The sequence below is a fragment of the Cupriavidus sp. Agwp_2 genome (genome assembly GCF_040784895.1).
In the GTDB taxonomy this organism is placed as follows: Bacteria; Pseudomonadota; Gammaproteobacteria; order Burkholderiales; family Burkholderiaceae; genus Cupriavidus.
Genome location: NZ_CP088083.1, coordinates 1,730,848 through 1,755,424 on the forward strand (window position 1 = coordinate 1,730,848; position 24,577 = coordinate 1,755,424).

General features: G+C 64.1%; 18 protein-coding genes. 8 read left to right on the forward strand and 10 right to left on the reverse strand.

Going from position 1 to position 24,577, the window contains the following annotated elements:
- Window positions 1-17: 17 nt before the first annotated feature.
- Window positions 18-1,232 (reverse strand): tripartite tricarboxylate transporter substrate binding protein, encoded by a 1,215-nt coding sequence (locus tag LPA45_RS08050; protein WP_233528451.1) that lies wholly within the window; start codon window positions 1,230-1,232, stop codon window positions 18-20.
- Window positions 1,233-1,527: 295 nt separating this feature from the next.
- On the opposite strand from LPA45_RS08050, the gene LPA45_RS08055 reads away from it, so the two are divergent.
- Complete coding sequence (locus LPA45_RS08055) at window positions 1,528-3,627, forward strand: hydantoinase/oxoprolinase family protein (RefSeq protein ID WP_116323536.1); 2,100 nt, start codon at window positions 1,528-1,530, stop codon at window positions 3,625-3,627.
- 2 nt (window positions 3,628-3,629) lie between these two features.
- Entirely contained in the window at window positions 3,630-5,330 is a 1,701-nt protein-coding gene (locus LPA45_RS08060; RefSeq protein ID WP_367394993.1) for a hydantoinase B/oxoprolinase family protein, read from the forward strand.
- Between the two features lie 90 nt (window positions 5,331-5,420).
- Here LPA45_RS08060 and LPA45_RS08065 read toward each other — a convergent pair whose 3' ends face one another.
- Window positions 5,421-6,368, reverse strand: a complete 948-nt coding sequence (locus tag LPA45_RS08065) for a LysR substrate-binding domain-containing protein (protein WP_158577760.1) — start codon at window positions 6,366-6,368, stop codon at window positions 5,421-5,423.
- A 247-nt stretch (window positions 6,369-6,615) separates the two neighbouring features.
- Between LPA45_RS08065 and LPA45_RS08070 the strand changes: the two genes are divergently transcribed.
- Complete coding sequence (locus tag LPA45_RS08070; protein ID WP_116323533.1) at window positions 6,616-7,398, forward strand: class II aldolase/adducin family protein; 783 nt, start codon at window positions 6,616-6,618, stop codon at window positions 7,396-7,398.
- A 107-nt stretch (window positions 7,399-7,505) separates the two neighbouring features.
- Here the strand turns inward: LPA45_RS08070 and LPA45_RS08075 are convergent, their stop codons facing one another.
- The 5 genes from LPA45_RS08075 to LPA45_RS08095 form a co-directional block, all read right to left on the reverse strand.
- Window positions 7,506-8,324, reverse strand: a complete 819-nt coding sequence (locus LPA45_RS08075) for a DUF5995 family protein (RefSeq protein WP_116323532.1) — start codon at window positions 8,322-8,324, stop codon at window positions 7,506-7,508.
- Window positions 8,321-10,180, reverse strand: a complete 1,860-nt coding sequence (locus LPA45_RS08080; protein WP_116323531.1) for a vWA domain-containing protein — start codon at window positions 10,178-10,180, stop codon at window positions 8,321-8,323. Before LPA45_RS08080 ends, LPA45_RS08075 begins: the two co-directional genes overlap by 4 nt.
- 195 nt (window positions 10,181-10,375) lie before the next feature.
- Window positions 10,376-11,866 (reverse strand): alpha-amylase family glycosyl hydrolase, encoded by a 1,491-nt coding sequence (locus LPA45_RS08085; protein ID WP_116323530.1) that lies wholly within the window; start codon window positions 11,864-11,866, stop codon window positions 10,376-10,378.
- 8 nt (window positions 11,867-11,874) lie between these two features.
- On the reverse strand, window positions 11,875-14,625 hold the full coding sequence (locus LPA45_RS08090) for a glucosidase (protein WP_116323529.1): 2,751 nt from the start codon (window positions 14,623-14,625) through the stop codon (window positions 11,875-11,877).
- A gap of 449 nt (window positions 14,626-15,074) precedes the next feature.
- Window positions 15,075-16,010 (reverse strand): LysR family transcriptional regulator, encoded by a 936-nt coding sequence (locus tag LPA45_RS08095; RefSeq protein WP_116323528.1) that lies wholly within the window; start codon window positions 16,008-16,010, stop codon window positions 15,075-15,077.
- Window positions 16,011-16,259: 249 nt separating this feature from the next.
- Here LPA45_RS08095 and LPA45_RS08100 point away from each other — a divergent pair, with 249 nt between their 5' ends.
- Window positions 16,260-17,546 (forward strand): MFS transporter, encoded by a 1,287-nt coding sequence (locus LPA45_RS08100; RefSeq protein ID WP_116323527.1) that lies wholly within the window; start codon window positions 16,260-16,262, stop codon window positions 17,544-17,546.
- Between the two features lie 64 nt (window positions 17,547-17,610).
- On the forward strand, window positions 17,611-18,357 hold the full coding sequence (locus LPA45_RS08105) for a creatininase family protein (protein ID WP_317919990.1): 747 nt from the start codon (window positions 17,611-17,613) through the stop codon (window positions 18,355-18,357).
- Between the two features lie 56 nt (window positions 18,358-18,413).
- On the opposite strand, the gene LPA45_RS08110 is transcribed toward LPA45_RS08105, so the two are convergent.
- Window positions 18,414-19,178 (reverse strand): peptidase, encoded by a 765-nt coding sequence (locus LPA45_RS08110; RefSeq protein WP_317919991.1) that lies wholly within the window; start codon window positions 19,176-19,178, stop codon window positions 18,414-18,416.
- A gap of 363 nt (window positions 19,179-19,541) precedes the next feature.
- Between LPA45_RS08110 and LPA45_RS08115 the strand changes: the two genes are divergently transcribed.
- The gene (locus LPA45_RS08115) at window positions 19,542-20,843 is read left to right on the forward strand and encodes a hypothetical protein (protein ID WP_317919992.1); all 1,302 of its coding nucleotides are present in this window, start codon (window positions 19,542-19,544) and stop codon (window positions 20,841-20,843) included.
- Between the two features lie 78 nt (window positions 20,844-20,921).
- Here the strand turns inward: LPA45_RS08115 and LPA45_RS08120 are convergent, their stop codons facing one another.
- Entirely contained in the window at window positions 20,922-21,959 is a 1,038-nt protein-coding gene (locus LPA45_RS08120) for a tripartite tricarboxylate transporter substrate binding protein (protein ID WP_116323523.1), read from the reverse strand.
- A gap of 47 nt (window positions 21,960-22,006) precedes the next feature.
- Entirely contained in the window at window positions 22,007-23,047 is a 1,041-nt protein-coding gene (gene uxuA, locus LPA45_RS08125; RefSeq protein ID WP_317919993.1) for a mannonate dehydratase, read from the reverse strand.
- 229 nt (window positions 23,048-23,276) lie between these two features.
- On the opposite strand from uxuA, the gene LPA45_RS08130 reads away from it, so the two are divergent.
- Window positions 23,277-24,017: a FadR/GntR family transcriptional regulator gene (locus LPA45_RS08130; RefSeq protein ID WP_116323542.1), complete on the forward strand. Its 741-nt coding sequence runs from the start codon at window positions 23,277-23,279 to the stop codon at window positions 24,015-24,017.
- Between the two features lie 93 nt (window positions 24,018-24,110).
- Window positions 24,111-24,545, forward strand: a complete 435-nt coding sequence (locus LPA45_RS08135; RefSeq protein ID WP_317919994.1) for a MarR family winged helix-turn-helix transcriptional regulator — start codon at window positions 24,111-24,113, stop codon at window positions 24,543-24,545.
- The last annotated feature ends 32 nt before the right edge of the window (window positions 24,546-24,577 follow it).

Consider the following 24,577-nt stretch of genomic DNA (forward strand, 5'->3'; position numbering starts at 1 on the left):
CTGGTCGGCAATGCGGATCAGTCCAGCTTGATGCCGACCTCGTCGACGACTTTCTTCCACTTGCCGGTTTCGCTCTTGATCAGCGCACTGAGCTGCTCGGGCGATCCGCCAGCCGGAACGAGGCCCATTTCGGTCAGCTTTGCCTTGGTCTCCTTCTCTTGCAGGATGGCGTCGATCGCTTGATTCAACCGGGTGACGATCTCTTTCGGCGTTCCTGCCGGCGCCACGAAGGCGGACCAGAAGATCAGCTCGAACCCGGGCACCCCGGACTCTGCCACCGTGGGCAGGTCCGGATAGTCGGGAGAGCGCTTTGTCGTGGTCACCGCCAGGGCCTTCAGCTTGCCCGCCTTGACCAGGGGCATGGCTTCAGGCACGAGCGCCATCATGACTTCTACCTGCCCGGCCATCAGGTCCTGGAGCGCGGGCGCCCCGCCTTTGTAAGGCACATGCATCGGCTTGACGCTGGTCGCCTTCTTGTAGAGCTCCATGCCCAGATGGTTTGGCGTACCGTTTCCGCCGGATGCGTAGGCGATGCCGGGCCGCGCCTTCAGGTACTCCAGCAACTGCGGCATGGACTGCACCGGTACGCCGGGATTCACGACCACTACGCAGGGAATCGTTGCGGCGAGGGCAATTGGCGCGAAATCTTTCTGCGGCGCATACGGCAGCTTGCTGAACAAGCTCGGGTTGACCGTCAAGCCGCTCATGGTGGAAAGAAAGATCGTGTAGCCATCGGCCGGCGACTTGGCAACGAAGCTTGCCGCGATGGCCTCGCTTGCACCGGGCCGGTTCTCGACGACAACAGGCTGGCCGAATTTCGCGGAGAGCTTCTGGCCGACCAGCCGCGCGACGGCATCCGTCGATCCGCCTGCCGGATACGGGACGACCAGACGGATCGGCTTGGTGGGGTAATCGCCCGGCTGCGCCATCGACTGCATCGGGCTCAGCGTCAGGCAGGCGGCGAAGAAGGGAATAGCGAACTTCATGGCAGTCATCCTCTGGATGGAAAGATAGCGCATGCGGGCTCTGGCCCGTACGCGGGGTGAGCTGACATTCAGCCGCTGCTCGAGCGCACGGAAGGGGTTGGCTTCCGGCTCTATCGCATTGCGTCGCGCCGATGTCGTCATGTCGGCATCATCGGCGACGGATGCGGCGCGAGACAAACAAGAATTTGATGGCGCCAGGGCAAGCTTCGCTGGTTCGGTAATAACCCTGAGCCGGTGATGGTGCATCGCGACGCTGCTGCGACACGCGTATGGTGCACCCCGACATCCGACGCACCATACCCATGGCATGCGCACCAGAATGCGCATACCTGACAGGCTTGTGCGCCCGATGATGGCGCAATGTCCTGCTTGCATGCGCAGGACTAGGGTTAGTACGGAATCAGAACGGCTTGCCCTGGTGCCATCAAATTCTTGTTTGTCAGCCGCCACATCGTTCGCCCATGATGATCTCAACGCGGCGTCGGGGGCTTCGGTGTGACAGCCTCCACGCGCTAATCCTCCGAGGCAAGGCATCGAGAAAATGGGCAAAGATACACAACAGATCAGGGCAGGCGTCGATATCGGCGGCACCTTCACGGATGTTGCACTGGAGTGCAACGGCCGCATCCATACGGCAAAGATACTGACTGACTACGAGAAGCCCGAGCGTGCCATCGTCGCCGGGCTGAAGGCCGCGGCGCGCGAGGCATCGATACCAGTGGGATCGATCGGCGCGATTATCCACGGCACCACGCTGGCCACCAACGCACTGATCGAGCGGCGCGGTGCGCGCACCGCATTCATCACGTCGGAGGGATTTCGCGACGTGATTGAAATGCGCACCGAAGGGCGTTTCGAGCAGTATGACCTGGGCATTACGTTGCCGGCGCCGCTGGTCCCGCGCAATGACCGGTTTACCGTCGCAGGGCGTCTGGATGCAACGGGCCAGGAACTTGTGCCGCTGGACCTGGCCGGGGTGGAGGCCGTGACCCGAAAACTGCGCGCTGGCGAGTATGAAAGCGTTGCGATCGGCCTGATGCACAGCTATCGGAATGGCGCACACGAACGCGCGGTGCGCGACCTGGTGGCAAAGGCGCTGCCGGACATCGCCATCTCCATCTCGAGTGAAGTGTCGCCCCAGATCCGTGAATTCGAGCGGTTCAACACGGTTTGCGCCAATGCCTATGTCAAGCCGCTGATTTCTTCGTATCTGAACCGGCTTGCCGGTGCGCTGGCCGAGGACGGGATGCGCTGCCCCTTGTATCTGATCCACTCCGGCGGGGGGCTGATGTCGCTGGGAAGCGCCGCCGAGTTTCCGGTGCGGCTGCTGGAATCCGGGCCGGCAGGCGGGGCGATCTTCGCCAGCGACATTGCCGCGCGCTACGCGTTGCCGGAGGTGGTTTCGTTCGATATGGGCGGGACGACGGCAAAGATCTGCCTGATCGAGAACCAGGTGCCAAAGACAGGGCGCGTGTTCGAGGTGGCGCGGACCTATCGCTTCAAGAAGGGCAGTGGCATGCCGATCTCGATCCCCGTCATCGAAATGATCGAAATCGGCGCTGGTGGCGGCTCGATCGCCCACGTCGATGAGATGAAGCAGGTGCGGGTCGGACCGGAAAGCGCGGGTTCCGAGCCGGGGCCGGCATGTTATGGCCGCGGCGGCAGGCGCCCCACGGTGACCGATGCGGACCTGGTGCTGGGCAAGCTCGATCCTGAACGCTTTGCCGGCGGCAGCATCAGGCTGGACCGCCTGGCATCGGAGACGGCGCTGGCCAACGATATCGGCAAGCCGCTGCAGGGCGAGACCATCCAGGCCGCCCACGCCGTGGCGGAAGTGGTCGATGAGAGCATGGCCAATGCGGCGCGCATGCATGCGGTAGAAAACGGCCGCGCCCTGGAGCAGTACACCATGATCGCCTACGGGGGCGCGGCGCCGCTGCATGCCGTGCGCTTGTGCGAAAAGCTTGGCATCCGCAGGCTGCTGGTCCCCGCCGGGGCAGGCGTAGGCTCGGCCATCGGTTTCCTGCGCGCGCCGTTTTCTTATGAGTCGTTGCGCAGCGCCGTGATGCGACTGGCAGATTTCGATGCCGGGGTGGTGAACCATCTTCTTGAGCAGATGGAGGCTGAGGTTTCGTCCTTCCTGGCGGATGCCGGCTACGAAGGCGAAACCATACGCGAACTCCGCGCCTACATGCGCTATGCGGGGCAGGGCTGGGAGATCCCCATTCCCGTGGAAATCCACCGCTTCGATGCGGCCAGCACCGGGACGTTGCGCGAGCGTTTCACCGCGTCCTATGTCGAACTGTTCGGACATGCCGTCGATGGGCTCGATGTCGAGGTTGTCAGCTGGGCGCTTTCGCTGCGCACCGAACTGGCCCCTCCGCAACGTGTACAGGCATGCAGCGGCCAGGTGCCGCCTGCCGGGGCCGCCACGGCACCGATGGCATGGCGCGATGTCCTCGACGCAAAGACCGGGCAGCAGCACCGCTGCGCAATCTATGACCGCGGACAACTCGTGCAGGGGGAGGGCATCGACGGGCCCCTGATCGTTGTAGAGCGGGAGACCTCTACCTACGTCAGCCCGGACTACCGGGTCACCCGCCAGCAGGACGACTGCCTGCTCATCGAACGCCGCAATTGAGGATGAAAGCAATGAGCCATCAAATCGCAGTACACCAGCAGATCATGTGGAACCGCCTGATTTCCGTGGTGGAGGAACAGGCGATCACGCTGATGCGCACCGCGTTCTGCACCAGCGTGAGAGAGGCGGGAGACCTGTCCGCCGGGGTTTTCGATGCGCAAGGCCGCATGATTGCGCAGGCCGTCACCGGAACGCCTGGCCATGTGAACTCCATGGCGGAGTCGGTGGCGCATTTTGCGCGCTTGTTCGACCCGCAACGCCTGGCACCCGGCGATGTGCTGGTCACCAATGACCCCTGGATGGGTACCGGCCATCTGCACGACATCACCGTGGTGACGCCAGTCTTCCGCAAGCAGGGCGACGCGCCACGGCTGATCGGCTATTTCGCGTCGACGGCGCATGTGGTGGATATTGGCGGCCGCGGCTTCGGGCCCGACGCAGGGGATGTGTTCGAGGAGGGAATCTGTATCCCGCCGATGAAGCTGTACAAACGCGGCGAGCTTAACGAAGACCTCATCGCCATCCTGCGCTGCAATGTACGAGAGCAAGACCAGGTCGTTGGCGACTTCCAGTCGCTCGCCGCCTGCAACGAGACCGGCAGGCGCCGCCTGGACGCGATGCTTGATGAGTTTGCCTTGACGGATCTCGCTTCGCTGGCCGAATTTATCTTTGCGCACAGCGAGCAAGCCACCCGCGCGCGCATCCAGGGACTGCAAGGCGGACAGCACAGGTATGCCATGACCGTCGATGGCTATGAGCGGCCGATTGAACTGAAGGTTGCCGTCGAGGCCAGGGCGGGGGCGCTGCACGCCGACTTTGCCGGCACCTCAGGCACTAGCCGCTATGGCATCAACGTACCGCTGACCTATACCAAGGCTTACACGTGCTATGCGCTCAAGTGCGCCATCGCGCCTGATATCCCCAATAACTGGGGTTCCCTGCTGCCGTTCGAGATCTCGGCCCCGGCAGGCTGCATTCTCAATGCACCGCGGCCATGCCCGGTATCGGTACGGCACGTCATCGGGCATCTGATTCCCGATGTCATCCTCGGCGCGCTGCAGCCGCTTTGCCCGGAAGTCGTTCCCGCTGAAGGGGCGAGCGCGCTGTGGAACCTGCAGATGCGCTTCCAGGGCGTCACCGACGAGACGAACGGGCTCCAGCACGAAGTGCTGATGTTCAACACTGGCGGCACCGGCGGCCGCCCGTCGAGCGACGGACTCAGCGCCACGGCATTTCCAAGCGGTGTCCAGGCCATGTCGGTCGAAGTGACGGAGAGCGTGGGCCCGATCGTCATCTGGCGCAAGGAGCTGCGGCCGGATTCGGCGGGCGCAGGGCGGTGGCGGGGTGGCCTGGGCCAGCATATTGAAATCAGTGCCCGCGCCGGCTACGAGTTCAGCCTGAATGCCATGTTCGATCGTGTTGCGTTCCCCGCGCGAGGCCATCACGGCGGTGGCAACGGTGCCGCCGGCAGGGTGGCCCTGGACGACGGCACCGTCCTGAGAACCAAGGGCAAGCAGACCATTCCGGCCGGCCGCAGGCTGGTGCTCGCCCTTCCGGGCGGTGGCGGCAACGGGCCGGCCGGCGAGCGCGCGGCAGACCTTGTCAGGCGCGACGTCGCCTTCGGCTACCTCAGCCGAGAGCAGGCAGAGCGCGACTATCCGCACGTCTTTGCCGCTGCTGCCGCGGCCGTAAGCAGCGTCTAAGCAGCGTCTAAGCAGCGGCTCGCCAACGCCAAAGTCCTGGCGTTGTCATCCAGGGCCTGCGCCATGCCCGGCTGCAGGCCTTTCTGCTTGCTAGCCTGCTTTCCACTTGCAACGCGATTCGTAGCCGATGACCTCGGGCTGGCAGACATACTCGAGCAACCACTCGATAAACCGCTTGAGCACGGGAGACTGCGCGCGTTCCTGCTTGAAGCAGAGGAAGAATTGAGGCGTTTTCTCCAGAGGCAACTGGCGCAACAGATCTACGCCGAACGGCGCAACCAGTTCCCCGGCTTCGATGTGCCTGAGCGCGTCCAGGTAGGAGATAAAGCCGATACCTAGCCCGGCCAGCGTGGCCTCCAGCATGGCGTCGTGCGTGTGCAGCTGGAGCACGGACTGTCCCGCTTTCGGTTCGAGCCCCAGCATCTCGAGCGTGTCAGGCCAGAGCGAATTCTTTGCCAGCGGCAGCACCAGGTTATGGCGCAGCAAGTCTTCCGGTGCGTTGATCGGCTGCCGTGCAAGCAGGGGCGGGGCGGCAACCAGTACCTTCAGGTCTTCGATCAGCGGTATCTCGGTCAGCGTGCTGCTGCCCCCGTAGCCCCAATGGATCGCGGCATCGATGCCCTGGTGGTCAAGATCGACCATCTCCACGCCGACCGACATGCGGAACTCCAGTTCAGGGAGGTCGGCGGTGAAGTTTCCCAGGTTGCGCACCAGGTAATGCGTGGAGAAATAAGGGCTGACATGGAGATACAGGCTCTTCTTCGCCGTGTCACCGCTTACGGCACTGACGCCCTGTGCGAACTGGTCCAGACCCTCCTTGACCGGGCCATAAAGCCGCCTGGCTGCCTCGGTCGGCGTCAGGCTGCGGATGCTGCGCTCGAAGAGGCTTTGTCCCAGCGAGGACTCCAGGATCTTGAGTTGCTGGCTGATCGCCTGTGGCGTCAGGCAAAGCTCGGCCGCCGCCTGGCGAATGGAGCCCCGGCGATAGATGGCCTCGAAGATGCGGAGCGTGTTCAGAGGTGGCAGTCTGTATTGCATGGATCTCATCACGTTGCGCAATTGGATAGGGACGGTCGTTCCTACGGCGTCCAGGGAGCGCGAGCACCGGCGTCGATTCCGCAAGCCGTTATAGCACCGGGCATGCGCCCCGTAAATCTAGGCTTGCCCTCGGCCGAGGAATTTCTTGTTTGTCAGTGCCTGCCGCCGCGGAAAAGAATGGGAGGCAGCGAGATGCGCCTTGCCTGCGCTGTCTTCCGTGAAACCAGAGACCTGAAGAGACGACACCATGATCTCCACCACCGACCCGCATATCAATCGCGTACCCAGAAACATGTCCCGGGAAGAATGGGAGACGCGAGTCCAGCTGGCGGCCGCCTACCGTCTTGCCGCGAAGTTCGGGATGACGGACCTCATCTATACCCACATCTCCGCCCGCGTGCCCGGTACCCCGGACCAGTTCCTCATCAATCCGCATGGTTGGTTCTTCGACGAGATCACCGCCTCGTCACTGGTCAGGATCGACGTGAACGGTCAGCCGATCGGGGACGAGCGCTTTGAAGTCAATGCAGCCGGCTTCACCATTCACAGCGCGTTGCATATGGCACGCCATGACGTGGAATGCGTGGTGCATCTGCACACCACCGCGGGAATGGCCGTCGCGGCGATGAAATGTGGCCTGCTTCCCATCAACCAGATCAGCATGCAGTTCTACAAGCGCGTGGCCTATCACGACTACGAAGGCATCTCCCTGGAGCTGGATGAGCGCGAACGCATCGTCCAGTCGCTGAAGGACAAGGATTACCTGATCCTGCGCAACCATGGCCTGCTTACCACCGGCAGGTCGGTGGCCGAGGCGTTCACCCGCATGTTCTACCTGAATCGCGCCTGCGAGATCCAGGTGACGACGCTGTCGGCTGGGCAGGAGCTGGTAATTCCTTCGCCCGAGGTTTGCGAGCACGCGGCCAGGCAGCACGATAACTACGCCTGTCTCGACACTGTGCATCTCGATCGCGAGTGGACGGCGCTGCTGCGGCTGCTGGAGCCGGATGCCGCGGGGTATCGTTGCTGAATCTGGATTTGACAGCGGGGTCCTTGAATGGTGCCGACGAACGCATCCTGCAAGTTGCCGGGGCGATTGAGAAGGGCCTTCGCTGAAGGGCAGTGCGCTTGGACGCTCTAGATACCCGGCTGTCCTACGATCTTGGCTTCCACCACAGGGCCAGCCCGGGCTACCTCCTGGTCCAGCAAGTCAATGATGCCGGCGACGACGCGCAGTTCGCCCATCCGCACGCCTGCCAGCGCAAGCGACAGCGGCAGGGCGGGCGCGGCGATGTGTTGGCCGATTGCTGCCACGTGGCGGTCCTGCCGTTCGATCAAGCCACTTTCGCCGCCGCCGCTGGCGTGCAATGCCTGGCCGAAATCCCATGCCGCGGCGCGCGTCTGCACAAGCGCCGCGCCGATCAGCGTTTCGTCCAGGCGGCCGGCCACGTTGTCTGCCAGCCGCAGCAGCGGCCAGACCGCGGCGAGCCGGTCCTGAACCTCATCGACCATCAGCAACAGGAGATCGTTGACGCGCTCGAAATCCGCCCGTGGCAGCGGGTAGTCGGCCAGCGTCCGGGCCGCGGCGATACCCAGGTCCAGGTTGATATGCGCATTGATGCCGAGCAGCAGATGTTGCGATACCGTAGGCCGCCAGCGCCCTGCGGCATCGAAGGCGACCTGCCATGAACGGGTCACCGGGGCGCCGCCGAGGTGCGCCGCCAGCGCTTCGAAGTACCGGGTGGCGAACAGCACCACCAGGCGTTCGGCTGCCTGGGGTTGCTCGAAGGCGCCGGCCGCGAGGGCACTGCGGGCACGCAGCGTGACGCCGCGGTAGAGCGCGGCAAAATAGCCGAGCCGGCTTGCATGCTGGCGCGACCAGGCAAGGACCGCATCGAAGCGCGCGAGGACTGCCGCGCCGTCAGGCGGCGGCAGCGGATCGAGCAGGAGGCTCATTCGCCTATCGTGACGTGTTCGATCCCGCCATCGTCGTCGAGCGCAATCGAGACGCACAGGTTTTCGTCCCGCGCCTTCTCCAGCAGGCGTCGCAGGCGCTCGTCGTGGCGCTTCACGGCAACCTCGCGCTGTCCGTCCAGCAGGGCAGCGAGCAGCCGCCCGCGGGCATCGAAGCGCAGGGCGGTGACGAAGCCCTTCAGCAGGCGGTGCCCGCTTCCCGGCAGTTTCTCCACCACGATTCCGCCAAGGGTTTCGGCATCGGGCTGGTAGGTCAGCACCTCGCGCGCACCGGGGAAGGCGTCGCCGGCGACCGCGATTTCCGCGATGGCTTCGAGCGGGCTCAGCACCGTGAAGCGCACGACTTCGATACCCGCCCCGAAAGCGATCTGGGTTGCGGCGGTGAAGGCCGCATCGTGGATCGTTACCGCTACCCTGTAGCGGCGGCCCGGCCGGAAGCGGGCGGGCTCGACCGTGAGGCGTGGATCGCGCGGGCGTCCGACCTGCACCGAGGTGAACTCCATGCGCGCGACCTTGTGCTTGCCTTCCAGCAGGCCCTTCAGTTCGACGCGCAGCGGGGCGATACCAGGTTGCGGGAAGTCTGCCTTGGCAACGAGGGTGCCATCCTGCTGCGGATGCATCGGCCAGGTGCGGCCGGTGAAGTCGCTCAGGACCGCTTCGAACTTGCCGGCGGCGGGCTTGCCCTGGAACATCGGCGTCGCGGTGACGACGCTGGTGTCCTGCGGATTGAGCTGGAAGGGATCGACATGCAGCAGGATATCGAACTCCGGGCTGACCGAGCGCGCCATCAGGTTCATGCGCAGCGGCCGGAACTGCGGGTCGCCGGCCACGCGCACACGCCAGGTACCGGCTTCGGGCGAGGGGACGTGCAGCGCGGTCATCCATCCCACGCCGATCTCGAAGGCACCGTTGATCCCGTGGCGGAACAACGTGCCCGACGGCGAGGTGGCTTCGATCGAAGGGCGGCCGGGGTGATGCCACGTCAGTCCCAGCAGGAGTTCCTGCGAGATGTCGTCGACATCGACTTCGAACTGCGCCTCGTTGATGCGGCGTCGCGATCTTTCGTCGCTGCCTTCCGTCGTCAGGCCCGGCAGGCTGAACTGCTCCCACAGCAGCCTGGAGGCTGGCCATGCCAGCGGCCGCAATGGCAGGATGCCGTTGTTGTTGACGACCTTCATCGAGTTCGTCATCAGCGCTGCCGAGGTGTCTGCCGCATACGACGGCGTGGTGCTGATCGTCTTTGCGGTGCTGCCGAAGGGCTCGGCTTCGGCGACCAGGTCCGTCAGCGTCGCGTTGAGCAGATCCGAGCCGATCCCCTGCGCATTGAGCGCGATGCCGTTGCCTGCCAGCAGCACGGCAAAGTCGATGCCCTGCTCGAATTCATAGCCGCCCTTGGTCAGCCGGTTGTCATGCTGGATGGTCTGGTTGCCGTCGGTGAACAGCACGATTTTCTTCTTGTACACCGCGGGGAACAGCGGCGGAGGGTTGGCGACCATGAAGTCGGCGACGGTCCGCACCGCATGGAAGATATCGGTCATGCTGCCAACCGCTGCCTGCACGGAGGGCTGGTTTTCGATGGCGCTGACCACGTCTTTCCAGGTCGTGGTGTCTCCCACCGGAAAATTGCCCTGGCCGATCAGTCCGTTGGTCTGCGTGGCGAAGTACCAGAACGAAACCGCCCAGGTTTCACCGGATGACGATGTCTTGTTCTGGATCTCATCGATGATGTACTGCACCGACTCCGAGGCTTCGACGATCTTGTCCTTGGACGAGCCGTTGCCGGCGGCGTGGAACATCGAGCCCGAGGCATCGATCAGGATAGCGAGTTGCTTGTCCATGCAGTGCTCCTGTTCGGACGAATAGCGCTTGCGCGACGGACAGGGGCAAGTTCGAACCCCAGTTAGTTATAGTGCGTCGGGCAATGACCGCGGGGCCGGTTGTTGCTTTTCTGTCTATCCCTCTGGTGCAAGTGAAAATCGTGCAGATCTCATCTGCAGACGGTTTGAAGCCTGCCTTGGGTTTCAGTTTCCCGGTCAACCAATCCCCTGCACGTCGAAGACGTGATAACCCCACGGGGGCAGGTCCAGGAAAAGTCCGCGGGCGCGCAGGTCATTGCCAGGTCGATCATAGGCAGCCGGGCTGAGCCGGTCCTGCAGCCGCACGGTCCGCTCGCCCAGTTCCGTGAGTTCCGGGAAGGGCGTTTGCATGAAGCATTGGCTTTGCTGCGGCGAGTAGTTCACGGCAACGAACATCCACTCGTGGGGATCGCCCACCCAACGGTATGCAATGAAATTATCCGACGACTTGTTGTCGGCCCAGGCGGGAACGCATTCCAGCAAGGACCAATTACCATCGCGAAGCAGCGGTTGGTGTAACACGGCGAGGAGCCGGGCATAGAACTGGGCGAGGGCGCGGTCCTCCGCTTCCTCCGGCGCGCGGACCAGATGTGGCGAAATACGCGTGCGCCAGCCCGCGAACTGCCCTTGGTGGAAAAAGCGCAAGCCTGGCGAGAGGAATGTCAGCACTGCCGCGGCGGGATGGGCTTCGGGCGCAAAGGTCGATGCGGCGCGCGGCTCGTCGTGATTCTCCAGAAAGCGCGCCAGCTTGTCCTGATAGGCCATGTCCGCGTGCAGGTGCTCGCGCACGGGGCGGGCGCGCTGTTCGCGCAAGCGGTCGTACAAGCGCTTGTCATAGGTGTAGTCGAAGCCCTGCTGCTGCAGCGTCCATTCCAGATCCCAGTAAACCTCGGCCATGAACAGGAAGCCGGGATGCTGGCGCCGCACCGCCTCAATCGCCTTCGGCCAGAACAAGTCGGGCCGGATGCCCCAGGTGCGCTCGAACACCTCGGGCAAGACGAGCATGGCCATGTCGCAGCGCACGCCGTCGCACTGGCCGGCGATGCGCTCCAGTTCGGCAATCATCGCTTGCTGCAGTTGCGGATTGCCATAGTCAAGCTGCAGCGTGTCGGGCCAGCCGTCAAAGTAAGGGTCCCTGCCGTAGGCGAGGCGAAGCGGTCCGTTCTTCGTCGCCATGCGGCAATAATTGCGGGGCGAACGCACCAGATCTTCCTCGGTGCCATGGACGAAATAATCTGGGTGCTCGTCGACCCACGCGTGATCCGGGGCCATGTGGTTCGGCACGAAATCGAGCATCAGGCGCAGCCCGCGCTGTCGCGCGCGCAGGCGCAGGCGGGCCAGCGCATCGTCGCCGCCGAGGTCGCGGTGCACGGTGTAGCTTTGGATCGCAAAGCCGGAGCCGGCGATATCCGCCTCGCGCAGGTCGGGCAGCGTTTGCTCGAACTCGTGCCGCCACCCTGCGTTGGTGCGCGAGATGCGCTGCGCGGCAGGCCCGGTCTGCCAGACACTCAGCAACCAGAGCCAGTCGAAGCCCATCTCCGCCAGGCGGTCCAGTTCGGTGTCAGTGATGTCGTCCAGCGTGGCCGCATGGCCCAGCGACTGCGACAGTTCGGTTAGCCGGACCCTGGTGTTGAGCTGGTAAAGCGCTGGATAGCGAGGTGTCAGCATGGCAGCCCCTAACTGTGCGCGGCTCTCAGCGCTCGCAAGAGCGCCACTTCGGCGCCCGGTGTGAGCAGCATGTCCTTCGACAGCACGGAGTTCGCCTGGATGATGCGCGCGACGCAGCCGGTCCAGCCGGTCTGGTGGCTGGCGCCGATCCCGGCACCGGTGTCGCCGTGGAAATATTCGTAGAACAGCACCAGGTCACGCCAGTGCGGGTCGTCGCGGAACTTGTGCGCCCCGCCGTAGATGGGCCTGCCTTTGTCGCCGTCGCGCAGGAAGATCCGGCTCAGGCGTTCGCCCAGTTCCTTCGCCACTTCTAGCAGCGTCATCATCCGTCCAGACCCGGTCGGGCACTCGACCTTGAAGTCCTCGCCGAAGTAGGCATACAGGCGTATCAGCGACGTGTAGAGCAGGTAGTTGATCGGCATCCACACCGGCCCGCGCCAGTTGGAGTTGCCGCCGAACATGCCGGTGTCCGAATCGCCCGGCACATAGGCCACGCGATACTCCTGGCCTGCGTGGCGGAAGACATAAGGGTGCTCGAGGTGGAAGCGTGACAGCGCGCGGATGCCGTGGGGGCTGAAGAATTCGCTTTCGTCCAGCATGCGCGCCAGGATCCGGCGCAGCTTCTGCTCGCCAACGATTGCCAGCATGCGACGGTTGGCGACGCCGGGCTGATCGGGAAGATGCATGTTGGCGGCGAGCTCAGGGTGCCGTTCCAGGAACAGCCTCCCGCGCTCGGGGAACTTCTGCAGCCTCGCGAGGATGTCTTCTTCGAACACGGCCACGGCAGCCAGTGGCAGCAGCCCGACGATGGAGCGCACCTTGAGGCGCGTGGCGCTGCCGTCCGGGAAACGCAGCACATCGTAGAAGAAGCCATCCTCTTCATCCCACATTTCGTCGTTCCGCTCGCCAACGCAGTCCAGCGCGCCGGCAATGAACACCGTGTGCTGGAAGAATTTCTCGACGAACTCTTCGTAGACCGGCTCCTGCAACGCAAGCTCGACCGCGATGCGCAGCATCTGCTGGCTGAAGAACACCATCCACGCGGTACCGTCGGCCTGGTCCAGGTAGCCGCCAGTGGGCAGGGGGGACGAGCGGTCAAACACGCCGATATTGTCGAGTCCGAGGAAGCCGCCCTCGAACACATTGGCACCCGTGCGGTCCTTGCGATTGACCCACCAGGTGAAGTTGACCAGCAGCTTGGAGAAGGCGTACTTGAGGAACTCGACATCGCCCCGGCCGCCGTGACGCTCCTTGTCGAGGACGTAGAGTTGCATCGTTGCCCAGGCATGCACGGGTGGGTTGACATCGCCGAAGTTCCATTCGTAGGCGGGGAGCTGGCCGTTCGGATGCAGGTAGTCGTTGCGCAGCATCAGGTCTAGCTGTTGCTTGGCGAAGTCGGGATCGACCATGCTCAGCGGAATCATGTGAAACGCCAGGTCCCACGCGGCGAACCAGGGATACTCCCATTTGTCCGGCATCGAGATGATGTCGTCATTGAACATATGGGCCCAGTCGCTGTTGCGTACCCGCCTGCGCTCCGGCTTCGGCAACCGGGCACCCGCGCCGTGCTGTTCGAGCCAGAGGCCGAGGTCATAGTTGAAGTACTGCTTGGTCCAGAGCATGCCGGCAAGCGCCTGGCGCATGACGTTCCCCCGGTCTGGGTCGTCGCGAATGGCGGGCGGTGTGATCGATGCGTAGAAGGCATCGGCTTCCACCAGCCTGGCGGCGAACACCGTGTCGAAGTCATGGAAGGGCGCGGATGCCGCGGCTGGCGTCCGGGTCGTCAGCCGCAACCGCACGACTTGCGACTCACCCCCGCCGATGTTGAGCTGATAGCAGGGCGCCGCCTTGGTTCCCTGCTGTGCGGGATTTACCGCTGCGGCATCGCCGTGCACGATGAAATTGTGGATACCGTCCTTTACGTAGGGCGACGTGTTGGCCGTGCCGAATACCCGGGTGTTGTTGGTCTCGTTCTCGGTGAAGAGCAACGGCACGTCGGCGTCGCAGCAGAGGTAATAATCGCCCAGCGAGTCCTTGAACATCGGATCGCTGTGACGGGCGCGGACCGTTGCCCGGCCAGGGGAATCGACGCGCTCGAGGATCGGCTTCAAGCCGCCCGCCGGCTGCGACCATGTGTTGCGGAACCACAGGGTCGGCACGAGGTGCAGCGGCGCCGCGTCCGGACCGCGGTTGAAAACGCTGATGCGCACCAGCACGTCCTCGGGCGCCGCCTTCGCGTACTCGACAAAGACGTCAAAATACCGGTTGTCGTCAAACACGCCGGTGTCCAGCAACTCGTACTCGGCCTCATGCTTGCCGCGCCTGCGGTTGGTCTCGACGAGGTCGGTGTATGGATAGGCCTTCTGCGGATACTTGTACAGATACTTCATGTACGAGTGCGTCGGCGTGGAATCGAGATAGAAGTAGGCTTCTTTCACGTCCTCGCCATGATTGCCCTCGCCGTTGGCCAGGCCGAAGGCGCGCTCCTTCAGGATAGGATCGCGCCCGTTCCACAGGGCTAGCGCGAAGCACAACACCTGGTGGTCGTCGCAGATACCGCCAAGGCCGTCTTCGCCCCATCGGTACGCGCGCGACCGCGCCTGGTCATGGGTAAAGTAATTCCAGGCGTCGCCGTTCTCGCTGTAGTCCTCGCGCACCGTTCCCCATTGCCGCTCGCTGAGGTAGGGGCCCCATTTTTTCCAGGCCGCGCGGCCCGCCTGCGCTTCGTCGAGCCGGTCCCTCTCTGCATCGTTGCTCATCGCGCTCTCCCTTTGGCCAGCGAAGCTGGGCATCCGGATTGGAACGGCCTGACGTGGAGCACGAAACACGTGCGGTCCCGTCAGGTATCAAGCTGGCTAAATAGTGAGAATCCGCCCCCGGGGCCGCTGAACGAAATGCCGTTATCCCAGGGCAGGGCGGCAAATCGTGGGCAACAAAAAAGCACCCTGTCTAAGGGTGCTTGGGTACGTCCGAACCGGGTCAGCAACTTATGATCCGGTTCGGACTCGCAGGCACTCCGGCCTGCGCGACCACGCTCTCAATCAGGGAAACATGATCGCTTTTTCTGACCTACCTCCGCTTGTCACGGCGTGTCTCAGTCAGCGTTGAAAGTATAGGTCAGCCCGTGCGCACGTCAACCACGGTCGCAATGGTGTGCGGACATATGCACGTACTGCTGAGTGGGAGTCCTGCTTGCGCGACGGCTGGGCTACCGGGGGTCCCCGCCGGAGTCGTGCCGCGAAAACATCGACATGTGCCGGGTGATGTGATCCAGCAGCTCGAGCGCCGCCGCCGGCAACGGCCTGCCGGCCTTCACCAGCAGCCGGGCCTGGGTGCCCAGGAACAAAGGGTGATCGATCGGCACGACGGCCAGCGTTCCCGCCGCGATCTCGCGGTAGGCAGCGAACTCACCGATCAGCGTCATGTAGTCGCCGTAGGCGACGAACTGCTTGAGCGCTGTCAGCGAGTTGCTGACCAGCGTCGCGCGGATCGAGAGGTTCTCGGCGAACTCGACCATGCTGAGTGCATGCCCGACGCCGAACGATGCCGGCATCATCGCAAGCGGGTAGGCGAGCAGGTCCTCTACGGTGGCCGCGCCGCCGCGCAGGGCCAGCGGGTGGCCGGGGCGGACCAGCAGCACCACCGGCTGCGGCGCGCTCGCGCGGTATTCGATGCGCGCGTGCGGCGGCGGGTTGTAGGCCAGGCCGATGTGGGCGCGGCTCTCCGCGACTTCCTCCAGCACGCCATCCACCGCCAGGATGTCCATGCGGATATCGAGCCTGGGGTAACGCGCGCAGAACTGCGCCAGGACTTCGTTGACCAGGAGATCCACATAGCCCTCGCTCAGCACCAGGCTGATCTCGCCTTGCTGCAGTCCCTTGAGCGAGTGCAGCTGGTCCTCGAGCTTCTCCTGGTGCGAGCGATAGCCCCGCCAGAACTCCAGCAGGTGCGTGGCGGCCGCAGTCGGCTTGAGGCCTCGTGCTTCGCGCTCGAACAGCGTTGCGCCGAGTTCTTCCTCCAGCAGCCGGATCTGCCGGGTGATCACTGACGGCGACGTATTGAGGTTTTCCGCGGCGCCGCGGATGGTTCCGCGCGCCAGCACCTCACGGAAATACCGCAGCCGCTGCTGATTGATCTCTCGCATGTCGAACCGCCCGCTCAAGGTGTTTTTGCCGAGCGATAACGATACCTGAACCCCGTTCGTGTTGTCTGTCACGTGCGCCGTGAAGCACCGCATGCCCGCGAAAGTGGTGTTCGCACCTCTCTCAGCAAGCGTGTTGCTCAAAAGGGAACGGATCGTGGACTTTGTTGCTCTTTGCCCCCATCGCCGCGACTGCCAATATCAAGGCCACAAAAGAGCCATCGAAACACAAACCACCCGGAGACATGCAGCATGCTGGCAATCCCTACCCCGAGCACCGTCGACGACGCCTCGGCGCTCTACAGCAAGATCAACTGGCGGTTGCTGCCGTTCCTGCTGATCTGTTATCTGTTCGCCTACCTGGACCGCGTCAACATCGGCTTTGCCAAGCTGCAGATGCAGAGCGACCTGGGGTTTTCCGATGCGGCATATGGCGTGGGAGCCGGCATCTTCTTCCTGGGCTATGTGCTGTTTGAAATTCCGAGCAACCTGCTGCTGCCGCGGGTTGGGGCACGCAAGACGTTCAGCCGCATCCTCGTGCTGTGGGGCATCACGTCCGCGTGCATGCTGTTCGTGCGCAATGTGCCGATGTTCTATGCCATGCGCTTCCTGCTCGGCATCTTCGAGGCCGGCTTCGCGCCGGGCATGATCTATTACCTGTCGTGCTGGTACGGGCCGCAGCGCATGGCCCGTGCCATTGCCATCGTGTTCCTGGCGGGGCCGATCGGCGGCATTGTCGGTGGCCCGGTCTCGGCGTGGCTGATGACCGCGCTCGCCGGCCATGCCGGCCTGGCCGGCTGGCAGTGGATGTTCCTGGTCGAGGGCCTGCCCTGTGTCCTGTTGGGCATCCTCGCGCTGCGGCTGGTGCCGGACCGCCCGGCGCAGGCGGCATGGCTCAGCGATCAGGAGCGGCGGCTGCTCGAGGCGGAACTCGGGCATGCGGCGGCGCACAAGCACTCGTTCAGGGCGGTCGCGAAGGATGCCAGGGTCTACGTCCTCGCACTGGCCTACTTCTGCATCATCGCCACCATCTACGCCATCAGCTTCTGGCTGCCGACCATCATCAAGGCGCAGGGCGTGGCGGATACGGTGACGCTGGGCTGGTATTCGGCGGTGCCCTACATGGCTGCGGCAATCGGCATGTACTACATGGGCCGCAAGTCCGATCGCTCGGGCGAACGGCGCTATCACTGCGCGCTGCCGGCGTTGGCAGCCGGCGCGCTGCTGGCCGCATCGATCCTGGCCGATGGCAACCTGACCGTGTCGCTGGTGCTCCTCACTCTCGCCACGATGGGGCTGTGGATGGCCTATACGGTGTTCTGGGCCATGCCCGCCGAATACATCAAGGGCCCCGCGGCGGCCGGCGGCATTGCGCTCATCAACACCATCGGGCTGTCGGGCGGCTTCTGGGGCCCCGCCATCATCGGCTGGGCCAAGACGGCAACCGGCAACCTCCATCTCGGCGTGCTGCTGATGGCCTGCCTGCCGTTGCTGGCAGCCATGATCATCCTCGCCAACAAGCTTCCCGCGAAACAGTGATCCCACGCCGCGGGATACAACGCCATCCATGACGTCCGGCACACGGACCAAGACAGGAGTAACCATGCGACTACATCTTTCAACCTGGGCGGAGATCGAGCAATACCTGGCGCGCAGCCGCACCATCGTGGTCCCGATCGGCTCGAACGAGCAACACGGTCCGACCGGGCTGCTGGGTACCGACTGGCTGTGCCCGGAAATCATTGCGCATGAAGCAGAGAAGCGTGCAGACATCCTGGTGGCGCCGACATTCAATATCGGCATGGCGCAGCATCACCTCGCGTTCCCGGGCACCATCTCGCTGCGTCCCTCGACCTTTATCGCGGCAATCGGGGACTGGGTCCGTTCGCTGGCGGGGCACGGGTTCGAGAAGATCCTGTTCCTGAACGGCCACGGCGGCAATGTGGCTTCGATCGATGCCGCGTTCTCCGAACTCTATGCCGAAGCCAGCTTCGGCAGGCGCCGCGCGGGATTCGCGCTGAAGCTCTGCAACTGGTGGGACCTGGAGGGCGTCGGCGAACTGGCGCGCGGCCAGTTCCCGCAGGGCCATGGCGCGCACGCCACGCCGTCCGAGATTGCGATCACCCAGTGGGCCTTTCCCGATGCCGTGAAGCATGCGGACTATGCGCCGAAGATCGCGCCCTCGGGCCCGATTCGCGAAGCGCTGGATTTCCGTGCGCGCTATCCCGACGGCCGCATCGGCTCCGACCCGGGACTGGCGACACCGGAGAAGGGTGCCGCGCTGGTCAGGCTGGCGGCGCAGAGCCTTGCCAGCGAGCTGGATGCATTCAGCCGCGAGCTGCTGCCCTGAGTAATTCCCGTCAGGCGTCGATCATCGGCAGCGTGGTCAACCGCTTGCCGGCATGGCTAACCGCCAACGCCGGCAGCCTCTTTCCCACGCTGCCTGCCCTGCAAGCAAAACACCTTGTGTGTAGCGGCAACCAGCCGCTGCCAATGGCACCGCCAGGATGGTCGCTTCGCGACACTCGCCGGCCGGGCCGGCTCCAGGTCCGCTTGCGTTTCTGTTTGCGTTTCTGTCTGCATTAAAGGCTGCACCAGTATCGCGAAGTGGCTGTACTCGGACAGCAACTCTTCCCGACTGACATCCTGCGCTCCGCCGCCCCAGCCCGGCAGCGCGACCAGAAGACGTCCATAGTTGCGGCGCTCCAGCAACACGCACGGTCTGCGCCCGCGCAGGAGCAGGATTGCCGGCAGTTCGCAGTCCGGGATCTCGTCAAGTTTCCTCTGCACGAGGCGGGTCGACCAGCCGGCGTGTGCCGCTGCGGCGCCCAGCAGAGGCAAGGTGAGGCGCTGGCCTTCCAGCGGCAGCCCTTTCAGCATGAGGGCAGACGGCACTGGCCGCTGCCGCGCGCGGTTGATCAAAATCAGGCAGCCAAGCAGCGGATCATCCGAGGGTGTTGTCTCGGGCGGCACGACCAGTGGTGGCGCCTTGGGCCGCTTCTCTGTCGGTCTTTGCGCCGGTGTTCCGGCTACGCATGGCTCAGGCATCTCGCACAATGACAGCTCAGCTGGCTCGTACTGCTCGTACGGCCCGCGCGGGTTCCACTCGCCCATGATTCCCCCCGGTTCAGTGGTGTCGTATTTTTTTGCAAGCGTAATGTAGCGGGGCACCCGTTCCCATCCTTCAAACAGGCGAATGCAGGCTGATTCGACTTTGAAACAACTGCTCGGGTCGCGTGCGTCGGCTGGCCTTCACTGCGAGCGGCCCTTTGGACGCGTGCATGGCGGTTGCGGGCAGTTGACATCTCTGCCGGAGTCAATGCGTGGCCAGAGCGGCACGCTTTGATGGCCACGACGTTTCATTTCTTAAGCATCCTTTCGGCGTCCGGTCGCGCTTGCCGCAAACCCGGCGCTCGTCCATAGAGGCGATTTTTCTTTCCAATCCCGCCACCTAGATTGAACGCATCGTTGGCGCAAGCGCAAGCCATCAAATTTCAAAGTGGCTAAGAAAAGCCGGGAAAAGGGGGGATATCCATGAAACGCATCCACGTGAGGCTGGCTGCCGTGCCGCTTGCCTGCCTGATCGCCACAGTCGCCGGCTGCGGGGGAGGCGGGGGCGACTCGGCGCCTGCCAGCGCCACGTCAGCCGCGACCACGACAGGCAACCCGGGATCGTCCACGACAGCGCCAGCTGCCGCCACCGCTGGCAGCGCCATGCTGTCCGGTACCAGTGATCCGGGGCCCGATATCGGCAAGGACGGGGACTTCTATCTCAATACCGCGACGTGGATGCTCTTCGGCCCCAAGGCTAACGGCGTATGGCCGGCAGGGGTGTCCGTAGCAGGGCCGGCGGGCGGCACCGGCGCGCAGGGCAACACCGGGGCCGGGGGCAATACGGGCCTGGCCGGTAATACCATCCTGTCCGGCTCGACCGATCCGACCAGTGGTGTCGGCAACAATGGCGACTACTACATAAACACCTCCACCTCGACACTGTTCGGGCCCAAGGCGGATGGCACCTGGCCGCCCGGCGTCCCGCTGGGTGGCGGCACCGGTTCGTCGGGCCCCGGCGGCGGCACTGTTCTGACGGGCGCGGGCGCTCCGGACAACAGCGTCGGAAACAATGGCGATTACTACCTGGATACCAACACCTGGACGCTGTACGGGCCCAAGGCCAACGATGAGTGGCCGCAAGGAGTCTCGCTGGCCGGCCAGTCCGGCACTGGCTCAGCCGGCGGCACGGGTGGCACGGGTGGCACGGGTGGTACCGGCGGTACCGGTGGGAACACGGCCGGCAATGGCGGCCATATCCTGTACGGCAGCGGTGCCCCGACCGACAGCATCGGCGTCGATGGCGATTTCTATTTCGATACCTCGACCTCGACGCTGTACGGGCCGAAGCAGGACGGCAAGTGGCCAACCACCGGCGCGACGATGACGACAGCGACCGTCTACAACGGCAACTTCAACGTGCCGGATACGCTCAGCCGCGGCCACTATGCCATGACCGGCGCGGGTGGCGCGGTGGCTCTGCCGTCGGATTTCGGTGTCGTGATTCCCTATGACTGCAGCAGCGTCAAGCTCACCGCCAGCACGCTCGGCAAGGTGCACGGATCGCTGGACATTTCGGTGTACAAGGTGACAGGGGCGGGCGCTGCAGTGCAGCTGGCGGAGGTGGGCAGCCTGAGCTGCAAGGTGACCAACGGCCTGCAGAACTGCACCCGTGAGGTGCCTTCCGGAACCATCCTTCACAACGACAAGCTGCAGGTCCAGGTGGACAACAACCAGGCCACCGAATGGGGCGGACTGGCCGTCAACCTCGCGTGCGTCAAGTAGGCTGGCTGGACAAGGCGCGTCACGAGGCCGGGCAAACGGGTTTGCCCGGCCTCGTGGAGGTGCAGCGCCCTGGTTGTCTTAATCAGCCGTGATGTTGTTTGCCTTCACCACATCGCCCCACATCTTGTAGTGGGTGCGGGTCAGCGTTGCGAGCTGTTCAGGTGTGCCGCCACCGGGCTCGTCGCCGCGGTCGACGATGCTCTTGACGACAGCCGGGTCCTTCAGCGCCGTATTCAGGGCGCCGTTGGCTTTCTTGACGATGTCAGGGCTCAGGCCCGGCGGCCCGTACAGTCCGATGAACGAGATGATGGTGAAGTCCTTGATGCCGCTCTCGGTGGCCGTCGGCACATCCGGGATCATTGCCACGCGCTTGGGGCCGGTGACCATCAGCGGCCGCAGCTGGCCCGACTTGATAAAGGGTGCGACCACCGAGGTTGCATCGAACATTGCATCCAGGCGTCCGGCCATCAGGTCGACCATCGCCGGGCTGCTGCCCTTGTAAGGCACATGGTTCATCTTCGGCCCGCCCATGCGCTCGCGCAGCAGTTCCATCGTGACATGCGGCAGGGCGCCGGTGCCGCCCGAGCCATAGTCGACGGTCTTGCCCGACTTGTCCCGCGCCTTCACTTCCTCGACGAACTGCGCGTAGGTCTTGATGGGCGAGCTGGCGGGCACGACGAGGACCAGCGGAGATTGCAGCATGACGCCGATCGGCGTCAGCTTCTGCGGATCGACGATGCCGAGCTTGGTGTAGACGTGAGGCATGATCGTCATCGAGCCGTTGCCTACCAGCAGCTTGTTGCCGTCCGGCGCCGCGCGCATTACCTCTATGGATGCGATATTGCCGTTCACGCCGGCCTTGTTGTCGATGACGAACGACTGGCCGAGCGAACTCTGCAGGCCGCCAAGCAGCGCACGTCCCGCGAAGTCGGTCTGGCCGCCGGGCGGGAAGCCGACCAGCAGGGTCACCGGCTTGGTCGGCCAGGTGGTCTGTGCCCAGGCGGCCGTCGTCGCCAGCGTGCCAAGGCCGAGCGCAGCGAGGCCCAGGATCAACGCCGAACGGCGCGATTGCACCGATTGCACCGATTGCACGGGCGATTTCTTGATGATTGTCATGCCAGGTCTCCCATTATGTTTTGACAGGGCAGCAGCCCCGCGGCGCTTCAGGCCGTCTTTTCCATCGCTTCCCACATCCCGTTGATATAGACGGCGCCCAGTGCCCGGTCATAGAGCCCGTATCCCGGCTTGCCCGTCTCTCCCCAGATCATGCGGCCGTGGTCGGGGCGGAAATAGCCCTGGAAGCCGACGTCATGGTACGCCTTGACGATCGCGGCGATATCCAGCGATCCGCAGCTCGACAGGTGGGCGGTTTCCTCGAAGTCGCCGTCCGGGGTGATCTTGACGTTGCGGATATGGGCGAAGTGGATGCGTCCCATGCCGCCGAACTCGCGCACCAGCGCCTCGACGTTGTTCTGCGGGCCGGCGCCAAGCGAGCCCGAGCACAGCGTCAGGCCGTTTGCCGGCGTGTCGACAATCCCGAGGATGCGTGCCAGGTCGTCGCGGTTCTTGACGATGCGCGGCAGTCCGAAGATGGGGCGCGGCGGATCGTCCGGATGGATGGCCATCTTGATCCCGCACTCCTGCGCCACGGGAATGATCGCGCACAGGAAATGCTCCAGATGCTCCCAGAGCCTGGCTTCGTCGATGCCGCGGTACTCGGCCAGCAGGGCCTGCAGCTGCCCCGGCTGGTAGCTGGAGTCCCAGCCGGGCAGGGCGATACCCTGGCTGACATCGATCTGTTCGACCTCCCGGGTGCTGAAGGCAAGGCAGGTCGAGCCGTCATCGAGCTTTTTCGCCAGTTCTGTACGGGTCCAGTCGAACACCGGCATGAAGTTGTAGCAGATGACTTCGATGCCCGCGGCGGCCAGGTTCCTGATGTTCTGCTGGTAGTTGGCGATCAGCTGGTCGCGCGTCGGCTTGCCCAGCTTGATGTCCTCGTGGACCGGGACCGACTCCACCACCTTGAACTGCAAGCCCGCCGCCTCGATGGTGGACTTGAGCGCCAGGATCTTGTCCAGCGGCCATACCTCGCCGACGGGTTCATCGTAGATGGCCGAGACGATATGGGTCATGCCCGGGATCTGCCGGATGTATTCGAGAGGGATCGGGTCGGACGTGCCAAACCAGCGGAACGACATCTTCATGTGAGGGGCTTCCTTGGGGCGACTCTGTTGAGGCAGGAGGAGGGAGCGGCGATCCGTCCTGCCATCCAAAGCGGCGCGCGGCATGGGCCAGACGCCTGACAGCATTGGTCTACCAAATTTATTTAAGTGGTTCACCAATTATGAACCGGTTGCCCAATTTTGCCGTCATGGTTTACCATGGGATGCATCAGGCACTGCCCGGCCGTTCCACGCGCGAACCCTCCCTATGATGCGAAATTCCACCAGCGATCTTGCAACCACTCCGACAGTCGAGAGCCCGCCCGCTGCCGGCGACCGGTCCTACCTGAGCCTGGCCAGCCAGGTGCAGGCACTGATCGCATCCGGAGAGTTCTCCGCCGGCATGCGGCTGCCGTCCGAACGCACCCTGGCCGAGCGGTTCAGCGTCAGCCGTACCCTGGTGCGTGAGGCGATCATCGCGCTGGAGGTCCAGGGGCTGGTCGAAGTTCGCGGCGGCTCGGGTATCTACGTCTGCGCGGCGGCGCCCGCGCCCGGTCCCGAGCCGTTCGAACTGCCGTGGCGGCCGGGGCCAATCGAATCGCTGCGCGCCCGGGTGCTGATCGAATCGGAAGTCGCCGGCCTGGCGGCCAGCGAGCGCAAGGACAGCGACCTTGACCGCATGTTCTCGGCCCTGAGCCTGATGCGCGAGCACATGGACGACAAGCAAGCCAACGAGGCGGCGGACCGCCAGTTCCACCTGTGCCTGGCCGAATCGACCGGCAACAGGGTCCTGCTGCATATGGTCACCGCACTGTGGGACAGCGGGCGCAGCGACCCGCTGTGGGGCAAGATCGAGGAACACTTCCATACCACCGGACTGCGCGAGGCATCGCAGGAAGACCATCAGCGGATCTTCGCGGCCGTGATGGCCCGCGACGCCACGGCGGCGCGGGCGGCAATGCGCAACCACCTCGAAAGGGTCATCGGCGAGTTCACGCAGGCGTGGCGCTGAAGGCCCGGAATCCTGCCTTGCCAAATTCTGCTTAGGCAGCTATATTCCGTCTGACTGAATCTGGATGAGCCCATGAACGCAAGGAAACCCTCGGTGATCGCAGAGTTGAGTTCAGGCGAACTTGGATTTCTCGTCACAGACGTGCGCAACCAATTGCTTGCCGGTGTGGAGCGCGAGCTGGAACCGTTGCAGATCACCGCAGCGCAGTTCGTCGTCCTGAACAGCATCATGTCGGGCAAGGGCCGCACGCTCAGCGAATTCTGCCGGCTGCTCGGCTACGATTCGGGCGCAATGACGCGGCTGCTGGACCGAATCGAAGCCAAGGGCATCATCCGCCGCGTTGTGAATCCGACCGACCGGCGCAGCTTCATCGTGGAACTGACGGAGCAGGGCCAGGCGGTGTTCCCGCAGGCACGGAAGGGTACCGAGGTGGCGATTCGTCGCCTGCTTGCCGGCTTCAGTGAAGCCGATGCCCAGACGCTGCGCGGCATGCTCAGGCGCATCCTGGCCAACGCAGCGGAAGTTTGAGCCTGGCCATTTTTTTTGGATATTTATCTGCC